Annotated in this window: 19 protein-coding genes and 1 tRNA gene; 1 reads left to right on the top strand and 19 read right to left on the bottom strand. The window is 38.9% G+C overall.

Annotated elements, in window-relative coordinates; genetic code table 11:
• Positions 1-9: 9 nt before the first annotated feature.
• The 17 genes from HMPREF9455_RS00555 to HMPREF9455_RS00475 form a co-directional block, all read right to left on the bottom strand.
• Positions 10-3,333 (bottom strand): SusC/RagA family TonB-linked outer membrane protein, encoded by a 3,324-nt coding sequence (locus HMPREF9455_RS00555; RefSeq protein ID WP_006797609.1) that lies wholly within the window; start codon positions 3,331-3,333, stop codon positions 10-12.
• A 171-nt stretch (positions 3,334-3,504) separates the two neighbouring features.
• Complete coding sequence (locus tag HMPREF9455_RS00550; protein WP_006797608.1) at positions 3,505-4,458, bottom strand: FecR family protein; 954 nt, start codon at positions 4,456-4,458, stop codon at positions 3,505-3,507.
• 69 nt (positions 4,459-4,527) lie between these two features.
• Positions 4,528-5,115 (bottom strand): RNA polymerase sigma-70 factor, encoded by a 588-nt coding sequence (locus tag HMPREF9455_RS00545; protein ID WP_006797607.1) that lies wholly within the window; start codon positions 5,113-5,115, stop codon positions 4,528-4,530.
• Between the two features lie 427 nt (positions 5,116-5,542).
• Positions 5,543-5,615 (bottom strand) — tRNA-Gly (locus HMPREF9455_RS00540).
• A gap of 108 nt (positions 5,616-5,723) precedes the next feature.
• Complete coding sequence (locus tag HMPREF9455_RS00535; RefSeq protein ID WP_006797606.1) at positions 5,724-6,254, bottom strand: GNAT family N-acetyltransferase; 531 nt, start codon at positions 6,252-6,254, stop codon at positions 5,724-5,726.
• A gap of 23 nt (positions 6,255-6,277) precedes the next feature.
• Positions 6,278-6,982 (bottom strand): cell division ATP-binding protein FtsE, encoded by a 705-nt coding sequence (locus tag HMPREF9455_RS00530; protein ID WP_044215282.1) that lies wholly within the window; start codon positions 6,980-6,982, stop codon positions 6,278-6,280.
• An 86-nt stretch (positions 6,983-7,068) separates the two neighbouring features.
• On the bottom strand, positions 7,069-7,674 hold the full coding sequence (hisIE, locus tag HMPREF9455_RS00525) for a bifunctional phosphoribosyl-AMP cyclohydrolase/phosphoribosyl-ATP diphosphatase HisIE (protein ID WP_006797604.1): 606 nt from the start codon (positions 7,672-7,674) through the stop codon (positions 7,069-7,071).
• Between the two features lie 60 nt (positions 7,675-7,734).
• Positions 7,735-8,487, bottom strand: a complete 753-nt coding sequence (gene hisF / locus HMPREF9455_RS00520) for an imidazole glycerol phosphate synthase subunit HisF (protein ID WP_044215280.1) — start codon at positions 8,485-8,487, stop codon at positions 7,735-7,737.
• 148 nt (positions 8,488-8,635) lie between these two features.
• Positions 8,636-9,592, bottom strand: a complete 957-nt coding sequence (locus HMPREF9455_RS00515; RefSeq protein ID WP_006797602.1) for a hypothetical protein — start codon at positions 9,590-9,592, stop codon at positions 8,636-8,638.
• Between the two features lie 141 nt (positions 9,593-9,733).
• Entirely contained in the window at positions 9,734-10,450 is a 717-nt protein-coding gene (gene hisA / locus HMPREF9455_RS00510; protein ID WP_006797601.1) for a 1-(5-phosphoribosyl)-5-[(5-phosphoribosylamino)methylideneamino]imidazole-4-carboxamide isomerase, read from the bottom strand.
• Positions 10,451-10,460: 10 nt separating this feature from the next.
• The gene (locus tag HMPREF9455_RS00505) at positions 10,461-10,943 is read right to left on the bottom strand and encodes a magnetosome magnetite crystal formation protein family (RefSeq protein ID WP_006797600.1); all 483 of its coding nucleotides are present in this window, start codon (positions 10,941-10,943) and stop codon (positions 10,461-10,463) included.
• Between the two features lie 9 nt (positions 10,944-10,952).
• A complete protein-coding gene (hisH, locus tag HMPREF9455_RS00500) occupies positions 10,953-11,549 on the bottom strand; it encodes an imidazole glycerol phosphate synthase subunit HisH (RefSeq protein WP_006797599.1) in 597 nt (198 codons plus the stop codon).
• Positions 11,550-11,554: 5 nt separating this feature from the next.
• Positions 11,555-12,037 (bottom strand): TlpA family protein disulfide reductase, encoded by a 483-nt coding sequence (locus HMPREF9455_RS00495; RefSeq protein ID WP_395858089.1) that lies wholly within the window; start codon positions 12,035-12,037, stop codon positions 11,555-11,557.
• Positions 12,038-12,075: 38 nt separating this feature from the next.
• Positions 12,076-12,495: a VanZ family protein gene (locus HMPREF9455_RS00490; protein ID WP_006797597.1), complete on the bottom strand. Its 420-nt coding sequence runs from the start codon at positions 12,493-12,495 to the stop codon at positions 12,076-12,078.
• Between the two features lie 154 nt (positions 12,496-12,649).
• Positions 12,650-14,485, bottom strand: coding sequence for a peptidase U32 family protein (locus HMPREF9455_RS00485; protein ID WP_006797596.1), 1,836 nt, complete (start codon positions 14,483-14,485; stop codon positions 12,650-12,652).
• A 23-nt stretch (positions 14,486-14,508) separates the two neighbouring features.
• Entirely contained in the window at positions 14,509-15,474 is a 966-nt protein-coding gene (metA, locus tag HMPREF9455_RS00480; protein WP_006797595.1) for a homoserine O-acetyltransferase MetA, read from the bottom strand.
• Between the two features lie 238 nt (positions 15,475-15,712).
• A complete protein-coding gene (locus tag HMPREF9455_RS00475; RefSeq protein WP_006797594.1) occupies positions 15,713-16,516 on the bottom strand; it encodes a hypothetical protein in 804 nt (267 codons plus the stop codon).
• 110 nt (positions 16,517-16,626) lie between these two features.
• Here HMPREF9455_RS00475 and glpE point away from each other — a divergent pair, with 110 nt between their 5' ends.
• Positions 16,627-16,917 carry a thiosulfate sulfurtransferase GlpE gene (glpE, locus tag HMPREF9455_RS00470; protein WP_006797593.1) on the top strand — a complete coding sequence of 97 codons (291 nt, stop codon included), beginning with the start codon at positions 16,627-16,629 and terminating at the stop codon, positions 16,915-16,917.
• A 16-nt stretch (positions 16,918-16,933) separates the two neighbouring features.
• Here glpE and HMPREF9455_RS00465 read toward each other — a convergent pair whose 3' ends face one another.
• Both HMPREF9455_RS00465 and HMPREF9455_RS00460 read right to left on the bottom strand, forming a co-directional pair.
• Positions 16,934-17,815: a hypothetical protein gene (locus tag HMPREF9455_RS00465; protein ID WP_006797592.1), complete on the bottom strand. Its 882-nt coding sequence runs from the start codon at positions 17,813-17,815 to the stop codon at positions 16,934-16,936.
• Positions 17,815-18,195 (bottom strand): LytTR family transcriptional regulator DNA-binding domain-containing protein, encoded by a 381-nt coding sequence (locus tag HMPREF9455_RS00460; RefSeq protein ID WP_006797590.1) that lies wholly within the window; start codon positions 18,193-18,195, stop codon positions 17,815-17,817. The genes HMPREF9455_RS00465 and HMPREF9455_RS00460 overlap by 1 nt, the downstream gene beginning before the upstream one ends.
• Positions 18,196-18,250 lie beyond the last annotated feature (55 nt).

Below are 18,250 nucleotides of genomic sequence, written 5' to 3'. Positions count from 1 at the left end.
TTCTGAGTTTTAGAATTTAAGTTTTACATTGAGTCCTATGCTGCGCAAACTTGGCATCATAAAATAGTCAATACCCTGATAGTAATTACCGGTGGTGGCAACAGCCTCAGGATCGAACGGAGCCTTGCAATAGAACATAAACAGGTTGCGACCTACCAATGAAAGTGTAACATCTGCAATATTATTAATCTTTGCACGAGGGATCGTATAGCTGAAAGAAGCTTCCTGTAAACGTATATTCGTAGCGCTATAAGTGTAGAATAAAGGAATGCCACTGTCGGCACCAATTAATGAGTACCATTGTTGTGCATCCAATACATCATTACCATTGATAACTACCCCCCCGTTGTCGCGGGCATTTCCTGTTGCTTCAGATACTCCGTAAGAGTCTAGTACAGCTTGTGTTGCTGAATAAACGACGCCTCCAAAGCGCGCTGAAACGAGGAATCCTAATCCGAAATTACCCAACGAGAAATCATTGCGCCATGCCATATTTGATTTAGGAAAAACAGAACCCAGATAGATACCTTCTGCCAGGTCATTCACCTTTACAGCACCGTTTGCATCTACATAAATATTGTTGTTTGCATCACGTTTCAAATCGGCCATAGAATATAAATCTCCTAACGAACCACCTTTCTTCAAAATGAAGCGTGCTTTAGACAAACCGCCTACATTCATTTCTTCCTTTGTGATTGTTTCTCCGGTCAACGGATGTATGTATCCATCTATCAGGTTATTAATCTTATTCTTATTGGCGCTAAAAGTATAGTTGGAACTCCAGGTAAATTTATTCCATGTGTTTTTGTAACCCAAAGAAAGTTCTATACCATGATTGCTTACATCACCAGTTTGCGCATAGAATGTACTATAACCACCTGTAGGAGACAAATTAGCATTCATCGTTTGATTATAGGTTTTTGTATTATAATATGACACATCCAGATTAAAATTCTTAAAGAAATGGGTAGTAAGACCTATCTCCCAGGAATTCGTCCGTTCCGGTTTCAGGTTATACAACGGATAAGCTGATTGTGAAGTAAAGCCCCCTTTTGAATCATCCCACGAAAAAGTAGGATAAGCCAGAAAACGTGCGAACGGAAGACCTACCGATGCCCATGAACTGCGTAGTTTCAGATAGGATATATCTTGAGGTAAGGTCAAAAGTTCAGATAAAATAATCGAGCCTCCTACAGATGGGTAGAAGAACGATTTTTGCGCAGAACGGGGACCGGCAAGCTGTGAAGGCCAATCGTTACGTCCGGTGAGCGTCAGATAATATGTACTCTGGTAACCGACTTCAGCCGAAGCAAAAACAGATTGAGTTTGTTCATGGTAACCGTTTTCCGACCGTTTAGTTGTCGCTTTGTCTAGCTGGGCAATAGTGAAATAATTGGCAAGTCCATCTGCAGGTATAGGCCCCGAAACAGAGAGAGCATCTGAGCGATTATCGGAGTATGAAGCACCGACATTCGCTGTTAATGACCAATCTTCTCCAAAATGCTTGTTGACATTCATTAGGATATCTGCATATGTTTGTTTGTCACCCGTATTGGTTACACCATAGTAACCGTTTTGCGAACCTTCGGCGATAACAGGTTCGGTACTGGCATAATATTTCTGTTTATATGTATTTGTAGAGTTATCCACGCGAACCCGTCCGGATACATTTAACCAACTTAGAATATCATAAGACAGTGCGGCACTAAGCATGTAACGGTCTTTATCATTCTCACGCAAGTTGCGATAATTTATCCAGTATGGGTTTTGCAAACGAAACGAACCGCCGCCCTGAGGCCAATACTGAGTATATAAATTACGGGCAGGGTCGAAACGTTCGAACATTTTATATTCTTCCCAGTCGTTTCCCCGCGGAAACAAATAAGCAGATGCCAGCGGATTGGCATATACTCCCTGGTTCACCATATTATCGTCTTTCTGTATGATATACTGCATACCCACATCAAGTTTCATTTTATCATTCAGGAAAGATGTCGTATTACGGAATGTGAAATTATAACGATCGTATTTATTATTAGGCACTATTCCCCGTGAATTTACAGCAGCAACTGACAGATAAGTCTGATTTTGCTGAGAACCTGTGGACAGCGTAACTGTTTCCGTGCCAATAAGGCCTGTTTGGAAATAATCATCTTTCGGGTTGTATCCATAGTAGTTGCCTGCGTTCAGGCGTGCGCCCCAACTGGCTTCCGTGCCGGAAGTTCCGTACCTATCCTGAAACTTATGCATGACAAAAGGATTCAACATCTCTGTATTGCTTGATACAGTAACTGTAGTACGGCCTATATGCCCTTTTTTTGTTGTAATAAGGATAGCTCCATTCGAAGCATTGCTACCATAAAGAGCTGCAGCAGCTGCACCCGACAAAACAGACATGGATTCAATATCTTCGGGATTGATATCGGCGATGGCTTCACTGGATCCTTGCGATTGGAATTCCTCGCTTCCTCCTGCGGCACTAAGATTGTACATAGGGATGCCATCTATTACATAAAGAGCATTGCTAGACTGCTCGATTCCACGAGAACCGCGCATCACAACCTTACTGGCACCGCCAATACCGGAAGAGGACGCATTGATGTTCAAACCGGCAACTTTACCACTCAGAGAGTTGATAAAATTGGCACTTTTCACAGTCAACGCGGACTCGGCATCTATCTGCGTTACATTGTAACTCAACGCTTTTTCCGAACGCTTGATACCCAAAGCTGTGACAACTACAGCATCTAAAATATTATCCTTTCCCTGAAGTGTAACGTTGAACTGAGTTTTATTACCAACTGATACTATAACAGGTTCATAACCTACAAAAGAAACTCGCAGGGATGTGTTTCCGGAAATGGAAGCCCGTAAGGAGAAAGCACCATCTATATCTGTCAGAGTCCCGTTTGTAGTGCCGTCTATTGCAACAGAGGCTCCGATAACGGGTTCTCCGTACTCATCATATACAATCCCTGATAGAGTTTCAACTTTATCAACCGGGACGACTTGCTTAGATAAAAGGATGTTAGAGCTACTTATTTTATAAGTAATATCTGTTCCTTTTACCATTTGCGACAGAGCTTCACTAAGTGGCTTATTTTGCGTGTTAACGCTTACATTTTGTTTGATATCTACTTCTTTATCTGATATAAAGAGGTATTTGGTTTGTTTTTCGATTTCATTCATTACACTTTCCATCGGGACATTCTGCATATTTATAGTCACCCGGATATTTTGTGCAAGAATAGATTGTTGATTGATCAGAAAAAAACAAATGGCTAAGATTGTGGTAAAAATCCATTTTTTTTGCTGAATACTTTTTTTATCCATAACTTTGTGAAATAAGAATCATTAGTAGTTAGAACTTTAAAGTTAATTAACTGCGATCCACGACCTGTCGATGTTACAGCATTGGCAGGTTTTTATTATGTAAATGGCAGATTCTGGTTAGGTTTCTCTTTTTTATTCCATAGGCATATTAAGGTTTTGTTGATAAAATCATTATAGAATTGTTATTACCCCTGTCTCCGTATCTCTTTTATAAGTAAAGTCTGATGACAATTGTAATATTTTTAAAGCATGATCGATCCCATCAGAAACTCGAATTTTACCACGATTATAATTAATACTCGGGATTTTTTTACTTCGTATTTCTATCTGGACATTAAATATTTGTTCAAATTTGGCCATAAGCTCTTCAAATGTTGTATCATGGATACTTATAATTCCCTCAGGCCAAAGGTATTCATCGTGATTTTTAATGTTTTCCAGTTGTAAGTATCCGTCTTTAAGGGTTACTTCTTCATTAACCTTCATTATAATAGAACTCTCAGGATTAAGCTTGTTCGTTAGTTTTATTGAACCAGCCATTAGTGCGGTAGAAAAACTGTTTAATGATTCATTGGCATTAACATTAAATCTTGTGCCAAGCACCTCAATATTACAAGCGTAAGTTTCTACTATAAAAGGATGTTTCTCATCGTGTTTAACATTGAACATTGCCTCACCTGATAATTTTACAATGCGTTGATTACCTGAAAAAACAGATGGGTATTCCAGCTTTGCACTCGAATTAAGCCAAACTTCAGTGCCATCACCTAATGTTATACATATCCGTTGTCCTCCGGGTACTTCTACCATTGTCTTTTGGTTAGACAAGTTATCCAATTTATCTGAAATGTAACTATAGCCTATACCTGCTGCAATAATTATTGCTATTGAAGCAGCTACAGATATTTTTGTAAGTTTTGTAAATAGCGAAACACGATGTGAAGTTTTGTCTGAATCCATATTCTGCAATTCTGGGACACACAAGGCCATGCCCTCCATTATCAATTGCATCGAATCTAATTCCTTACGATGTTCAGGATCTGCTTCCAGCCAATCAACCAAAAGCTTTTCTTCTTCCGGTGTCGTTTCACATTTTAAAAACTTTATAAGTAATTCTTTTTCCATACTATAATAAAGACACTTAATGGTTGGTTGTTTGCAATTAAAAAGAGTTTTTTTTATTTTACGAAGATTTTATAAAAAGAACTGTCTAATACCCAGCATCATAAGTAATGGTAGATAATCTCTCAATGATAACCTAAGAATTTGGGTTGCTTTCCGGATTTCAAAATTGACCTGATTAAAAGACAAGCCAAATTTTTCTCCGATTTCTTTATAAGTCATATTATCAAAGCGATTGGCAAGGAATACCTTACGTGTTTGTTTAGGCATGTTTGTCAATTCCTGCTTTATAATAGCAGCTATTTCATCCACATAAAGGCCATTTGGATCGTTTGTCTCAATAGTCGCTATACGCGACGATATTACGCGTAATGCCGTTGAATGGATATCTTCTTGCGCTTTTAAATGTATACTCTGATCCCGCAACCAGTTTAGACAGCGACGTTTTATCGAAATTAATATATATGAAGGTATATTGTGAACTATTTCTGTTTTGTTTCTGTTTTCCCAGAAAGAAATGAAGCAATCCATAACCAAATCTTCTGCAACCATAGCATCCCGGACATATGAACGAGCAACTATCACAAATTGTGACTTATACTGTTCAAATAACTTTCCAAATTCAGCAGAGGTTATTTGTGTAAATGAATCCTGAGACATCCTCAATCAAATTTATAGTCTTACTATGATTACTTTAGTAATCAGAATCAGACTTTTGTGTTTTCTGAATATTTAGATTATATGTTGTATATATAAAGACACATAAGTCAACGCTATTTGTAATCAAATATAAATTTTATATTTTTTGATAGCAAACTTATAGCTTATTTAAATTGGGATTTGGTTTTATGAAATGGTCGTTTTCTCTAAAAAACTCAGGTACATTTGAATCCATACATACTCCTACCCCCTTTAAGTATTCATTGGACACCTGCTTACTACAGAAAAGCAGAGGATTCTCATAAAAATTAAAATAGATCAAAAAGAGCCTTCAACCTATACATTAAAATAGGCATCAAAAAAAATACCTTCCAGATCAAAAGATTGGAAAGTATTCTTATTTTCTATCTGATACTTTCAGATTATGAGCGAAAGACGGGATTCGAACCCGCGACCCCGACCTTGGCAAGGTCGTGCTCTACCAACTGAGCTACTTTCGCAATTGCGAATGCAAATATATAGGCTATTTTTAATTTTTCAAAATTTTTGCTTATTATTTTCAACCAAAAGATGTTTTTTTGCACAATAAATCTGGTATCTATCCTTATTTAGCAATTATAGACCACACTGTACAGCTTGCTTCTGATATCGATTAAATTCTTCTCTACATCCAAACTTCCGTATGTCATCAACTTCATAGGAATGGCAATACCGTCTTTATGATAAGCCGGTTGCTGATATTGTACATTTTCCCACAATCTGAATCCTATACGTTGATAAAATCCAATACGGCGCTCCGACAGTATAGTGGTAGGCAATTCCACCTCTAGTATAATAGGCTTGATGACATCTTTTATAAATAGATCCATCACTTTACGCCCATATCCCCCATTGCGAAACTCGGGCGAAATAGCAAAATGCTCGGCAAATATAAATTCATCCAGATCCCAGTAAGTTAGGAAGCCCACTATATTATCGTCTTCGAGGGTTATGGCAATTACAAAAGGTGAATTCCCTTTATATAAATCGAGCATTGTTTCCACCGGGCGGCGCTCGCTCAACGGAAAAGATTCGATATAAAGGTTTTCAATAAATGAAACCTCATTATTCTTTGTTAAATCTAATTTTCTTATTTCCATAATTCCCTCTATTATATTTTTATTTAGTGATTCTGTGATTGAATCTGATTTCCCATCTTCACATCTTTCAGATGCCCATCCTCACACTTGATGATTCTTCCCGGATATTTCTGAACAACTGCATAGTTGTGAGTTGACATTATAACGGCTGTATTTCCTTCCGATATCGTATGCAAGAGTTGTACAATCTGATTTCCTGTTTCAGGATCCAAATTCCCCGTCGGCTCGTCGGCTAGTATAATTTCAGGTGAATTAAGAAGCGCACGCGCTATAACGATACGTTGCTGTTCTCCTCCCGATAGCTCATGAGGCATTTTATAGCCTTTATTCTGCATACCAACCTGTGTAAGCACTTCCCCGATCCGTATATCTATCAGATCTTTATTCTTCCATCCGGTAGCACGAAGGACAAATTCAAGGTTCTTAGCCGCAGTACGGTCGATAAGCAATTGAAAATCCTGAAATACAATCCCCACCTTCCGTCTCAAAAATGGAATTTGTTTTTTCTTTATACTTTCCAGTTCATAATCGAAGATACGTCCATGACCTTTCTCTATAGGTATCTCATAATAAAGACTTTTCAGGAATGTACTTTTTCCCGAACCAACCTTCCCTATAAGGTATATAAATTCACCTTCATTTATTGAGATGTTGATATCACTAAGGATGTTATTACCATCCCTGTCCAAATCAACTCCTTCATATTTTATAATTACATCCTTATCCATAACTATGTCAGTATAAAGTGAAAAGTGAAGAACGAAAAGTGAAAAATTAAAAATGGAGATTGATAAACATTTTTCACTCTTCACTTTTAGTTTTTAGTTTTTTTATGACGCTTTTGAAGCTCCCTAGCGAGGTCTTCGAGACTTAGGCCTTTCGATGTTAATAATACAATCAGGTGATAAAGCATATCCGCCGATTCATATATCAAACGGTCGTCGGTACCATTACAGGCCTCTATTACCGATTCCAGTGCCTCTTCGCCCACTTTTTGGGCCATGCGGTTTATACCAGATTCGAAGAGTGATGTCGTATAAGAGCCTTCCGGCATCTCTTTGTAACGTTTTTCAATAAAATGCTGAAGATATTTCAAAAACAGGATATCTTCTTTATTCTCTTCTTCGAAGCAAGTATCTGCTCCTGTATGGCAAACCGGGCCAACCGGATTTACCTTAATGAGGAGTGTATCCTTATCGCAATCTTCCTTTATACTGATTACGTTCAGAAAGTTCCCGCTTTCTTCACCTTTTGTCCAAAGCCGCTGTTTTGTACGGCTAAAGAATGTCACCTTTCCTGTTTCCTGTGTTTTCTGCAACGCCTCAGTATTCATATAGCCAAGCATCAACACTTTGTTTGTCTCATTATCCTGTATAATGGCAGGTATTAACCCACCTACTTTGTCGAAATCGAGTTCCATTATAGTTACAAGTTACGAGTTATAAATTACGAGCTACAATCCATAACTCATAATTTATAATTATCTCACATTTATATTCTCTTTTTTCAAATAATCCTTCAAATCTTTTATCGCTATCTCGCCAAAATGAAAAACGCTGGCAGCCAAGGCTGCGTCTGCTTTACCATTAACAAACACATCGCGAAAATGTTTCATATTCCCGGCCCCGCCGGAGGCAATAACAGGGATATTTAATATTTCGGATAATCGGCACAATGCCGCATTCGCATACCCGGTTTTGACTCCGTCATGGTTCATACTGGTAAAAAGGATTTCGCCCGCACCGAGGTTTTCAGCTTCCTTAGCCCAGGAGAAAAGTTCTTTATCTGTTTTGTTACGTCCACCGCTGGTGTAACATGACCATATCCCGTCTTCAAAGTTAGCATCTATTGCGCAAACACAAACCTGTGAACCGAAGTTTTTGGCTATCTCCTCAATTATCTTCGGATTTCTTATGGCTGTAGAATTTACAGAAACCTTATCTGCTCCGGCATTCAACAAGCGGTCTACATCCGATAATTCATTGATACCTCCACCGATGGTAAAAGGTATATTTATATTTGCGGCAATACGTTTTACCAATTCGGTAAATGTCTTACGCTCCTCGTGTGATGCCGTAATATCAAGAAATACCAGTTCGTCGGCTCCCTGTTCACTGTAACGCACACCAAGTTCCACCGGATCTCCGGCTTCCCGGAGGTTTACAAAATTGGTACCTTTCACAGTCATCCCATCTTTTACATCAAGACAAGGTATTATTCTTTTCGCTAACACGTGTTTTAATTAAAAATTATATGTTTATAAGTTATGTGAATCAATCATTGAAAATCTTAGACATGAGTTACACTCCTCTTCTGCGAAGGAAGAATTGCGCAAACTGGATTTATGATAGGCAAATATTGATATTATACATTACGTTCAACTACAGATTCGTATATTTTGTAAAAACAATAAAATTTATGTTTTCTTCCGTTTTTTTACTCTGTTGAGGGTCTATATATGAATCAAGTTTTGATTTAACTTTTCTTGTATAATTGCTAATGATCGGATAATCTTTTTCATCATATCTGTCTATTTTTATCAACGATGTATCTGTACTATATATGTTCTGGATTTTTATTCTTTTTACCATATCCAATTCTTGAAGTGTAGATTCCCAAATATAAGATGTTAGTTGATTAGCCGAATGTTTTGCTGCGAATAACTCTAGGTTGTGGTTTACTATTAGAACTGATTCGTCAGGATTGGTCTGGTAACTTAAATGTGTTGTGTCGTATTCGCATTTTATAGTTCCGGTTATTGTGGTTCTAACATCATTTACTACTATTAAGGTTTTCATATTGGCCGACACCATATTCCCATCGCGGTATTTATATTCTACAATATCTTCATAACTTCCATTCGCTAACTCCCCATCATAATAGCGTATTTTTCTTTTGATGCAATTACCCTCCCATTCAAATTCATCTATAATGGGTAGCACATATCCTTCGGGGTGCTCTATACGTTTAACAATCTTGCCCGAACCATTGCATTTTAGTATCACTTTTATGTCCTTATTATGAGAATCACCAGTATTTATATCTATTATTTTTTCTACACCGTCAATATTAATAGTTCGTCCTAAATGTGTATAATTACTGGTTCTGATATATTGCTCTTTAATGTTCCCAACACTGTCTTTCCCGTAAGAGATAATAACAGAACTTATAAGTATTCCCTTATCGTCATAAACATATTTGGTAAAAGGTCTCTTAACCGAGTCACTGAACTCAACTTCTCCAGATTCTATCACTCGTTCATTATTTATCTGCACGTTAGTACTACAACTACAATATATTGCGAATGGTAGCATTATCGATATTATGCTTCTTATCATAGTTTTGTTTTCTTGGATATAATGATCTTATTGTTTCCTAAATTAATAATTAAATCTTGAGTTGCCAAAATGAAAGATACTTCTGTACGTAAAAAGTAACTGACGCATAAGATTATTCAACGACTACTCATAACTCGTAACTTACTTACGACTCAATTCGTCCAACGTCACCCGTTCTTCATAAATCGCTTTTCCTAAAATAACAGCAGGTACACCCTCGCGCTCCAAATCGAGTATATCCTGAAAACTACTGACTCCGCCACTTGCAATTAAATAGAGATCCGGAAAAGATTTCAGGATTTCCTTATACAAGTCAATAGACGGACCTTGAAGCATGCCATCCTTGCTGATATCCGTACAGACAACTTTATTTATGCCCTCTGTTTTATAATCTTTTATGAAAGGAATAATATCAACCGATGTAGATTCTTGCCAACCGGAAACAGCAATCTTACCGTCCTTACAATCAGCCCCCAAGATGATCTTTTCACTGCCGTATTTCTCTATCCAGGAGGTAAATAAATCCCTATCCCTCACCGCAATACTCCCTCCGGTAACCATAGAAGCTCCTGATTCGAAAACAATATCCAGATCGGAATCGCTCTGTACCCCTCCGCCAAAATCAATAACGAGGGATGTATTCGACGCAATCTTTTTCAGAACAGCCTGATTGACTACTCTTTTTGCCTTCGCCCCATCGAGGTCGACGAGATGAAGACGGCGGATACCCGCGCCTTCAAACATTTTCGCTACCTCCAGCGGATCTTCGTTATATACTTTCTTTGCATTATAATCGCCTTGTGACAGACGAACACACTTACCGTCAATAATATCTATAGCAGGGATAATCTCTATCATGCTCTGTTATTTAAGAAAAAAAAGTGATTGATAACGGATACTTCCAATATTCTCCGTTGCTGGCCTTTATTGCTGCAATGATTATGAATACGATTTCAAGTATCGCAATTATGATAAGCATCGGAAGACCTATTACAATTCCTATTATCGTGATGCAGAAAATACCGGCTATTGTCGCATAAATAAGCATACTTATCATGAAATTCGCGATATTCTTTCCATGCCTGTCTACCTCAGGATATTCTTTTGCATTTACCAGCCATAACACTATGGGAAGAATAAAGCCTAATCCCGGAATCAGGAATCCTGCAAACTGAGACAGATGCATCAGTACGATATATGTATCTTTCTGTATGCCGCCCAATCCTCTTCTATCGTTACCATAGCTGCCGGGATTCAATATTCTATGCTTTTCCTGCTGAAATTCTTCTTCCGAAATTGCTCCCTGAGCCCTAAGCTCTTCCAGCTTTCTTAATTCATCGTACTTATCCATGATAAATTATTATTTAGTGTTCGACAAAAAGTTCTTTAATATCTTTTCACCCGCTCCTCCACTCTTTTCGGGGTGGAACTGGGTTGCATAAAAATTATCTTTATGGATTGCCGCACTAAATGGAAGGATATAGTTTGTTGTTGCTGCTGTATGCTTGCAACCGGATACATAATAACTATGTACAAAATATACAAATTCCCCCTCCAGTGAATCGTCAAAAATCTCACTCTTTAGATTGGTTATCGTATTCCATCCCATATGAGGCACTTTATCTTCATGTCTTTCAGAAACAAACCGTTTTACTTTTGCATCAAATATATTCAAACAGTTCACATCGCCTTCTTCGGAATGGGCGCACATCAGCTGCATGCCCAGACATATGCCCAAGACCGGTTGCCTTAGATCGGGAATAAGCTTATCCAATCCTGTTTGACGCAAATGGTGCATCGTGGAACTGGCCTCTCCCACCCCCGGAAAAATCACTTTGTCAGCAGTCCTTATCAATTCTTTGTCAGCAGTCACAATAGCTTCTACACCCAGACGTTTAAAAGCATGCTCTACCGAAAAGATATTCCCTGCATTATACTTTATAATAACGATACTCATCTGTATTATTTTTTCTCTACTAAAGAATCAATCAAGGCAACCATTTCGTTAAACTCCTCCATCTTGAAAAGCCGGGTAAGCATTACTATCTTTCCATTTTTATCAATGATGATATTCCTTGTGATCCCCGCTTCTTTTTCCGCGTATGTACCAAATATATCTGCTTTCGGGTCTAAACCTATAGGATAAGTCACTCCTGTGGCTTTGGCAAATTTCAAGACTGTTTCGGCCGGTTCTTCGCGGTCTATACCATATAACGCAAAATTAGGATTATCCTTATGCTTCTGCCATATCTCTTTCTCTATATGGGGCATCTCTTTGCGGCAAACGCCACACCAGCTGGCAGTGAACTGTAACATAACAACCTTACCCCGCAGAGAGGATAATTTCACCTTTTGCCCCGAAGGTAGACTCATTTCAAAATCGGGAGCAATATCTCCCACTTTTACTTTATATTGATAATTCTCTTCCTGAGAAAATATACTCATTGAGAAAAATAACGCGAACAAAATAATGATTGACTTTTTCATATGTCTTCTTCCTGTAATTGCCTGTTTAACATAAAACGCCTAAACCAGAGGGAAATAGGCAGGGATGCCAGTACACCCAGCGCATCAGCCAGAAAATCGTACCAGTCACCACTCCTTCCCGGAAAATATTCTGCTTGTATAATTTCTATCACTCCCCCGTAAATAATTGGGACCAGTATAGCAAAAACTACAAGTTTCAATATTATGATGTGTCCTTTTTTGTAAAAGATATAATTGAACGATGCCACTCCGGCCAAACCGAAATACATCAGGAAATGCACAATCTTATCGGCGGGGATAAAGAATTGAAACCCGACATCAGGTATATCATCTGTAGGGATAAGACAACATAAATAAAAAATGATAACAGCAATGACCGCAGGGGGCCAGGTATATCTTACAATTCTTTTCAGCATAGGATGAATAAGGTCGCGGACCTATTTATTACAATGATAAGTAAAACAGCAATAGCAGGTTAAGACTTGAGAATATCCCATTGAACTGCATGCATTACTCATATCAGGTATTTCCAATATAGGTTCAAAGATACAGAAAATATCAATATGTATATTATTCTGCGTACGAATCGTTAAATACTTTCATCTCACAATTCCGGCAATCGAACGAAAGACGCAATTTTGTATTGTTATATATCAAAAAGAAAGGTTCTTTGTAAGGATGTTTTTCAGTCCCTTCTTTCGGGCACCAACCTAATGACTGTTTGATACAATGACGTGTAAACATCAGAGGGGCATCCTTTTGAGCCTGTTTTTCAAACGCAGGCTGTATCACCGACGATTGATGTTGCATATAAAATTGCTTGCCCTTTTCATTCATCACATTCCCCAGATATGTAATATCTTTAACAGGAAAAGCATGCGAGGTCTGTTTATGCAGGGCAACTTCCTGTTGATATCTGATTTTTCTTACAGATAACAGTTTATCTGTCAGTTGTCTTCTCCATTCCGACAACAGCGACACCGGGACAAACCAACTATCGCTCCAATTTGTATTGACCTGCTCCACTTTAAATATCGTATTACCCGTCTTGCTCAGATTATTCCGGATATTTTCAGTTTGGTCTTTCAGAGCTGTTTGCTTCTCCGTTTCAAAATTGAGAATGGCATAATTGTCGTCTTCATCGGTAATCTTTAAAGAAAAGCCGAACGGAATTTCATTCAGTTCAATGGTCGTGCTTATACGGCGTTCCGCCGATTTCTTCGACAACAACTTTTCAAACTCATGATCATAGTTACGGTAAACAAAAGCACCACGCTTTACATCGGGAATCGTTGCCGGGAAGATAAGGTCTCCTTCTACACGGTTAACATGGATACCCTCCAGCTCTTTTTTATTATTGAAATAGCAAAGACCATCGCCGTTGTGTATCTTTACAGCGCTATTGACTTTTATATACTTTGTTGTGATCTCTGTTATTTTCCCAATTGGTTCACCTATCGATTTGGGTGAGTCTACCGACCACATATTACTACTGCGCTCGTGCAGAAAGTATTTGGTAAAGCCACGATTAAAGCTTTTTTCCGGATTGGGTTCGAATGTATATACTGATGTCCCCGACGATGCCCTTATATACTGAGGATTTCTCTTCAAAATCGCATCCAATTTCAATCGATAATAAGCTACCACATTCTTCACATAGGAAACATCTTTCAACCGCCCTTCTATCTTGAGAGAACTGACGCCAGCCTCCAGTAATTCTTCCAAATTATCCGACAGATTGAGATCCTTCATCGACAGAAAATGCTTCTTCTGTATTATCTCTTCCCCGTCTGCGTCAACCAGCGTGTATGGTAAACGGCAATACTGGGCGCATGCCCCTTTGTTCGCACTTCGTCCCGACAAGGCCTGACTGAGATAACACTGCCCGCTGTAGCATACGCATAATGCGCCATGAACAAAGACTTCGAGAGGAGTTTTTACCTGGGCGGCAATTTCGCCTATTTCACCTATTGTCAATTCCCGGGGTAATACGATTTGCTTAAATCCTGCATTTTCAAGAAACTTCGCCTTCTCCGCACTCCGGTTATCCATTTGTGTGCTTGCATGCAATGCAACCGGTGGCAGATTGAGCATAGTGATACCCATATCCTGAATTATGAGTGCGTCTACTGTGGCATCGGTATATAACTGCCATATGAGTTTTTCCGCGTCATGCAATTCACTATCCGTCAGTATGGTATTCAGGGCAACATATACTTTTGCGCCGAACTGATGTGCGTGCTCCGCCAGCGACTTAATATCATCAAGTGTATTTCCGGCGGCTGCACGCGCACTGAATTTCGGTGCGCCGATGTACACTGCGTCCGCCCCGTGATTGATAGCCTCAATACCACATTCCAGATTCTTAGCAGGGGCAAGTAGTTCTATTTTGCGTGCTTTAAGCAAAGATTACCTTGTTATAATGTTACTTAGATATGGTACATATATCCCTCATTCATAGGATCTATATTACCCAGATCTTTGATCTTCGTTTTATCATACGGAGTTTCCTGATAGACAAAGTAGTTGAGCCAATTATTAAATAAGAGATTACCATGACCCGACCAGCGCACCACCGGCCCGTTCTCAGGATTGTCATTTTTATAATAATTGAGCGGAATCTTTATAGGTAAGCCTTTTTCCGCATCCCGTATATATTCGTTATGAAGTGTATATGGTGCATATTCGGAATGTCCTGTCAGGTAAAATTCACGTCCTCCACGGGATGCAACTATTCCGACACCGGAATCATCCGACTCCGACAGTATTTTCAACTCATGATGCCGAAGTACATCTTCCCTCCTCACTGTTGTATGGCGGCTATGAGGAATATAAAACTCATCGTCGAATCCCCTGAACAACGGGAACTTCTTATCATGGGCAATATGCTTGAATACACCGAACATTTTCTCCGGTAACGGATATTTTTTCACCCCGTAGAAATGATACATGGCAGCCTGTGCAGCCCAGCATATATACAATGTGGAAGTCACATGAGTACGTGCCCAATCAAATATAGAAGATATTTCGGGCCAGTAAGTCACTTCTTCAAATTCATACAGTTCGACTGGTGCACCTGTTATTATCATACCATCATAGAAATCATCTTTTACCTGACTGAAGTTCTTGTAAAACATTTCAAGGTGCTCTTCCGAAGTGTTCTTAGAAGTATGGGTTTCCAGTTTCAGAAACTCAACTTCTACCTGCAACGGATTGTTTGATAATAACCTTATCAAATCAGTCTCCGTCATTATCTTTATAGGCATCAGATTGAGAATAAGCACACGAAGAGGACGTATATCCTGTTCGTTAGCTCTGAGTTGGTTCATTACAAAGATGTTCTCTTTCTTCAGAATCTCAATCGCCGGAAGATTGTTAGGTATATTAACTGGCATGGTCTATAACTTTTACAAATCAAGTATGCAAAGTTATGATTTAGTTATGAGTTATAGGTTATGAGTTATGATTTTTTTAAGTTAACAGTCCCCCAAGGCCCGGAAGGGGGATACTGTTAACAGTAATCGGTTATCAGACACTTAATACTTACTACTGATTACTCTAAAATCAACAAACACTTTTTAAATACTGCACTGAGTATACCTGAATCTATTATATAGATAAACTTTTATATCTTCAAAAATGCCAGTTAAAACCGAATGTATAAGTCAGTTCAGCAAACCAGAAAGCCTGATGCGCTTGATCGTCCGGCGATTCGGTCGTCCTTATACTTGGCATATTGATATACCCTTCTTTCACTTCGGAACGGACGAAAAACAAGTTCCACAAGTTTACATCCAATCCGCCTTTTGCATTCAGTCCGAATCCCGCAAGATGAAAAGCATCGTGCCGTTCATTTCCCATCATCATAACATTACTACGGGGCATAAGGAATCCGGCTCCACCACCAATCAGGCCGTTCACGTTAAGGATACCTTTATGGAAGAAATTCTTATAATATTCCAGTTCTGCATTTATATAGTTCAGCCCGTCGGTATGCTCAAATGTAAGGAAATCGTCTGTCAGTTTTATAGAACCGTCGTCATTTACATGAGACTGGTATTCAGGTTTTACATGTCCACCTATATTTACCGTCTGATTCTGATCCATAACGTATTTCATATGATCTACACCTAAAGTTATAGCCATATTATCTTTTATAAAATACCCCACACGCAAGTTTGTTTGAGGAATGGTTATCCGATCGAGGCGGAGGTAATTGAAATAGCTGATCTTATTTTGTTTATCAGATGCTTTCACTTTATGAAGAGTAAAGTCATAATCATTACCCTTGAAATGAATATCGGAGTTTGTATAGGCATCCCTGTTCCAGCCCCACAGGGCGAAGAATGTTCCTTTCTTATAGGCAGGTTCGGCTTGAGCGAATATCAGTGATGATTGAATAATTGCCAATAAGGCAAGTAATAGTTTCTTTTGCACGTCAGTGTCCTTTATTTGTGATTTTTAAGACTAAAAACAAAAACCAGTTGAATTTGTTCAATCTATAACATCAAATAATATATAGAATAAACTAATAACAATAGAAAAGAATGCCGTTAAAGAGAATTACACTGCATCAAGCCAAAGAAAAACTATCGAATCCCGAAACAATACTGGTAGATATCAGAGATGAAGAAAGTTTCCGGCAAGGACATGTAAAAGGAGCGACACACCTTACCCACCTGAGCCTGCCCGGGTTTGTGACAATGACAAATAAAACCTATCCTATATTAGTCATGTGCTATCATGGAAATAGCAGCCAAATGGTAGCCCAATTCCTTGCAGAGCAGGGTTTTGAAGATGTATACAGCATCGACGGCGGGTATGAGGGATGGGAGTGATTTCCGTACAGGTATCTCATTCCGAACGCCAAACGATATAAGATATATTCTGAAGCTGTTCAGACTGGATAGTTCCGTATTCAGTCTTTATATGGTCTTTGTCATAGTACCAGCCAAATGCAGTATTGCTTCCTACCAGGTATATCGCATCATTTACCCCTATATCGACCAGCGCCTGCGCAAAATCATGGAATGACTCGGCGCTGCGGCTTTCCACCATTATTACCTTCCCGGAACGTGTAGCTAGTGCTCTGCGAATCGATTTATTCTTCGGATTGTTTTCCACCAGTACTCCATCATCTACCAATGGGTATTGCCTGAAAAAATAGCCTTTCGACTCAATCGCTTTTTGCAACAATGGAGTATTATCTGAAACTCCGATAATAACTTCACCGTCAATGACCGCGCAAAATCCTGTTTTTGCAACACCCCTCGATAATTTTTCCCCGGCAAGGACAAAATCGCCTACTATCTCATAATTATCGCCCCTGATATCGGCTGCCTGTGTTATGAAAATAATCGTTGAATCGGACTTATCCGGCATACCTACAGACAATGACAGTGTTGCATGACGAGGTACATAAACAAACATGGGTACATCGTTCACCGTTTCTTCCAATATTTCCACATATCCTTTTATAGTATCACCGGGTATAGCTTTTATAGTATCGGAAGTTACACCTGCCGTATGCACAGCCTCTTCGATTTCAGGTTCGAAGTAATAGCCGGCATCCGGTTTCCGCAATAGCAATATCAGCAATACCGCTATTATCACCACCACAATACAAGCCGCAGCTATCAGCCACCACCACTTTTTGGAGGCGGGCTTTTTGTCCCTACTTTCTTTTGAGCCAAGAAAGTAGACTTCGTTTTCTGTTTGTATATCTTTCTTGCTCATTATTCGGTTCTCCTGCTTTTTATACTATCTTCCAATACTGTCTTCAATGCTTTCAATGCTTCTTTCGAAGCAGAGAGTGCAAATTTATGGGGAAAGCTGATATCTGAAAGAATAATCTGCTGCTTGGAAACGTTCACGTAATAGATATATTGCGCATTTATAATCAAGCTTTTACCCAAGCGGATAAAAGTACCTGCATCATTGGACAACTGCTGCTCAATAACCCTTTCGAAAGTACCCAGATTGAAAGAAAACAGATGTTCTTCCTTATTGACCAGCACCATCGTGGAGTAATTCCCGTCGGAGGATATATAAACTATCCTCTCGGGAGAGACCCTCACCAAGTCGTTACTGTTTGCCAATACAAGATATCTCTGCATTACCTCATTAATTTAATACAAAAATAGGTTATTCCTGATATAATCCGCTATCTAA

The organism is Dysgonomonas gadei ATCC BAA-286 (assembly GCF_000213555.1).
Classification (GTDB): Bacteria; Bacteroidota; Bacteroidia; order Bacteroidales; family Dysgonomonadaceae; genus Dysgonomonas; species Dysgonomonas gadei.
This window is presented reverse-complemented; position numbering and strand designations above follow the sequence as displayed.

Excerpts from the sequence above, each read along its gene's own strand:
- HMPREF9455_RS00495 (WP_395858089.1), bottom strand. The coding sequence starts at position 12,037 with ATGAGTATATTTTCTCAGGAAGAGAATTATCAATATAAAGTAAAAGTG.
- HMPREF9455_RS00490 (WP_006797597.1), bottom strand. The coding sequence starts at position 12,495 with ATGCTGAAAAGAATTGTAAGATATACCTGGCCCCCTGCGGTCATTGCT.
- hisA (WP_006797601.1), bottom strand. The coding sequence starts at position 10,450 with ATGATAGAGATTATCCCTGCTATAGATATTATTGACGGTAAGTGTGTT.
- hisIE (WP_006797604.1), bottom strand. The coding sequence starts at position 7,674 with ATGGAACTCGATTTCGACAAAGTAGGTGGGTTAATACCTGCCATTATA.
- HMPREF9455_RS00550 (WP_006797608.1), bottom strand. The coding sequence starts at position 4,458 with ATGGAAAAAGAATTACTTATAAAGTTTTTAAAATGTGAAACGACACCG.
- HMPREF9455_RS00555 (WP_006797609.1), bottom strand. The coding sequence starts at position 3,333 with ATGGATAAAAAAAGTATTCAGCAAAAAAAATGGATTTTTACCACAATC.
- HMPREF9455_RS00545 (WP_006797607.1), bottom strand. The coding sequence starts at position 5,115 with ATGTCTCAGGATTCATTTACACAAATAACCTCTGCTGAATTTGGAAAG.
- HMPREF9455_RS00535 (WP_006797606.1), bottom strand. The coding sequence starts at position 6,254 with ATGGAAATAAGAAAATTAGATTTAACAAAGAATAATGAGGTTTCATTT.
- HMPREF9455_RS00465 (WP_006797592.1), bottom strand. The coding sequence starts at position 17,815 with ATGAGCAAGAAAGATATACAAACAGAAAACGAAGTCTACTTTCTTGGC.
- glpE (WP_006797593.1), top strand. The coding sequence starts at position 16,627 with ATGCCGTTAAAGAGAATTACACTGCATCAAGCCAAAGAAAAACTATCG.
- HMPREF9455_RS00515 (WP_006797602.1), bottom strand. The coding sequence starts at position 9,592 with ATGATAAGAAGCATAATATCGATAATGCTACCATTCGCAATATATTGT.
- HMPREF9455_RS00505 (WP_006797600.1), bottom strand. The coding sequence starts at position 10,943 with ATGGATAAGTACGATGAATTAAGAAAGCTGGAAGAGCTTAGGGCTCAG.
- HMPREF9455_RS00530 (WP_044215282.1), bottom strand. The coding sequence starts at position 6,982 with ATGGATAAGGATGTAATTATAAAATATGAAGGAGTTGATTTGGACAGG.
- hisH (WP_006797599.1), bottom strand. The coding sequence starts at position 11,549 with ATGAGTATCGTTATTATAAAGTATAATGCAGGGAATATCTTTTCGGTA.
- HMPREF9455_RS00460 (WP_006797590.1), bottom strand. The coding sequence starts at position 18,195 with ATGCAGAGATATCTTGTATTGGCAAACAGTAACGACTTGGTGAGGGTC.
- metA (WP_006797595.1), bottom strand. The coding sequence starts at position 15,474 with ATGCCAGTTAATATACCTAACAATCTTCCGGCGATTGAGATTCTGAAG.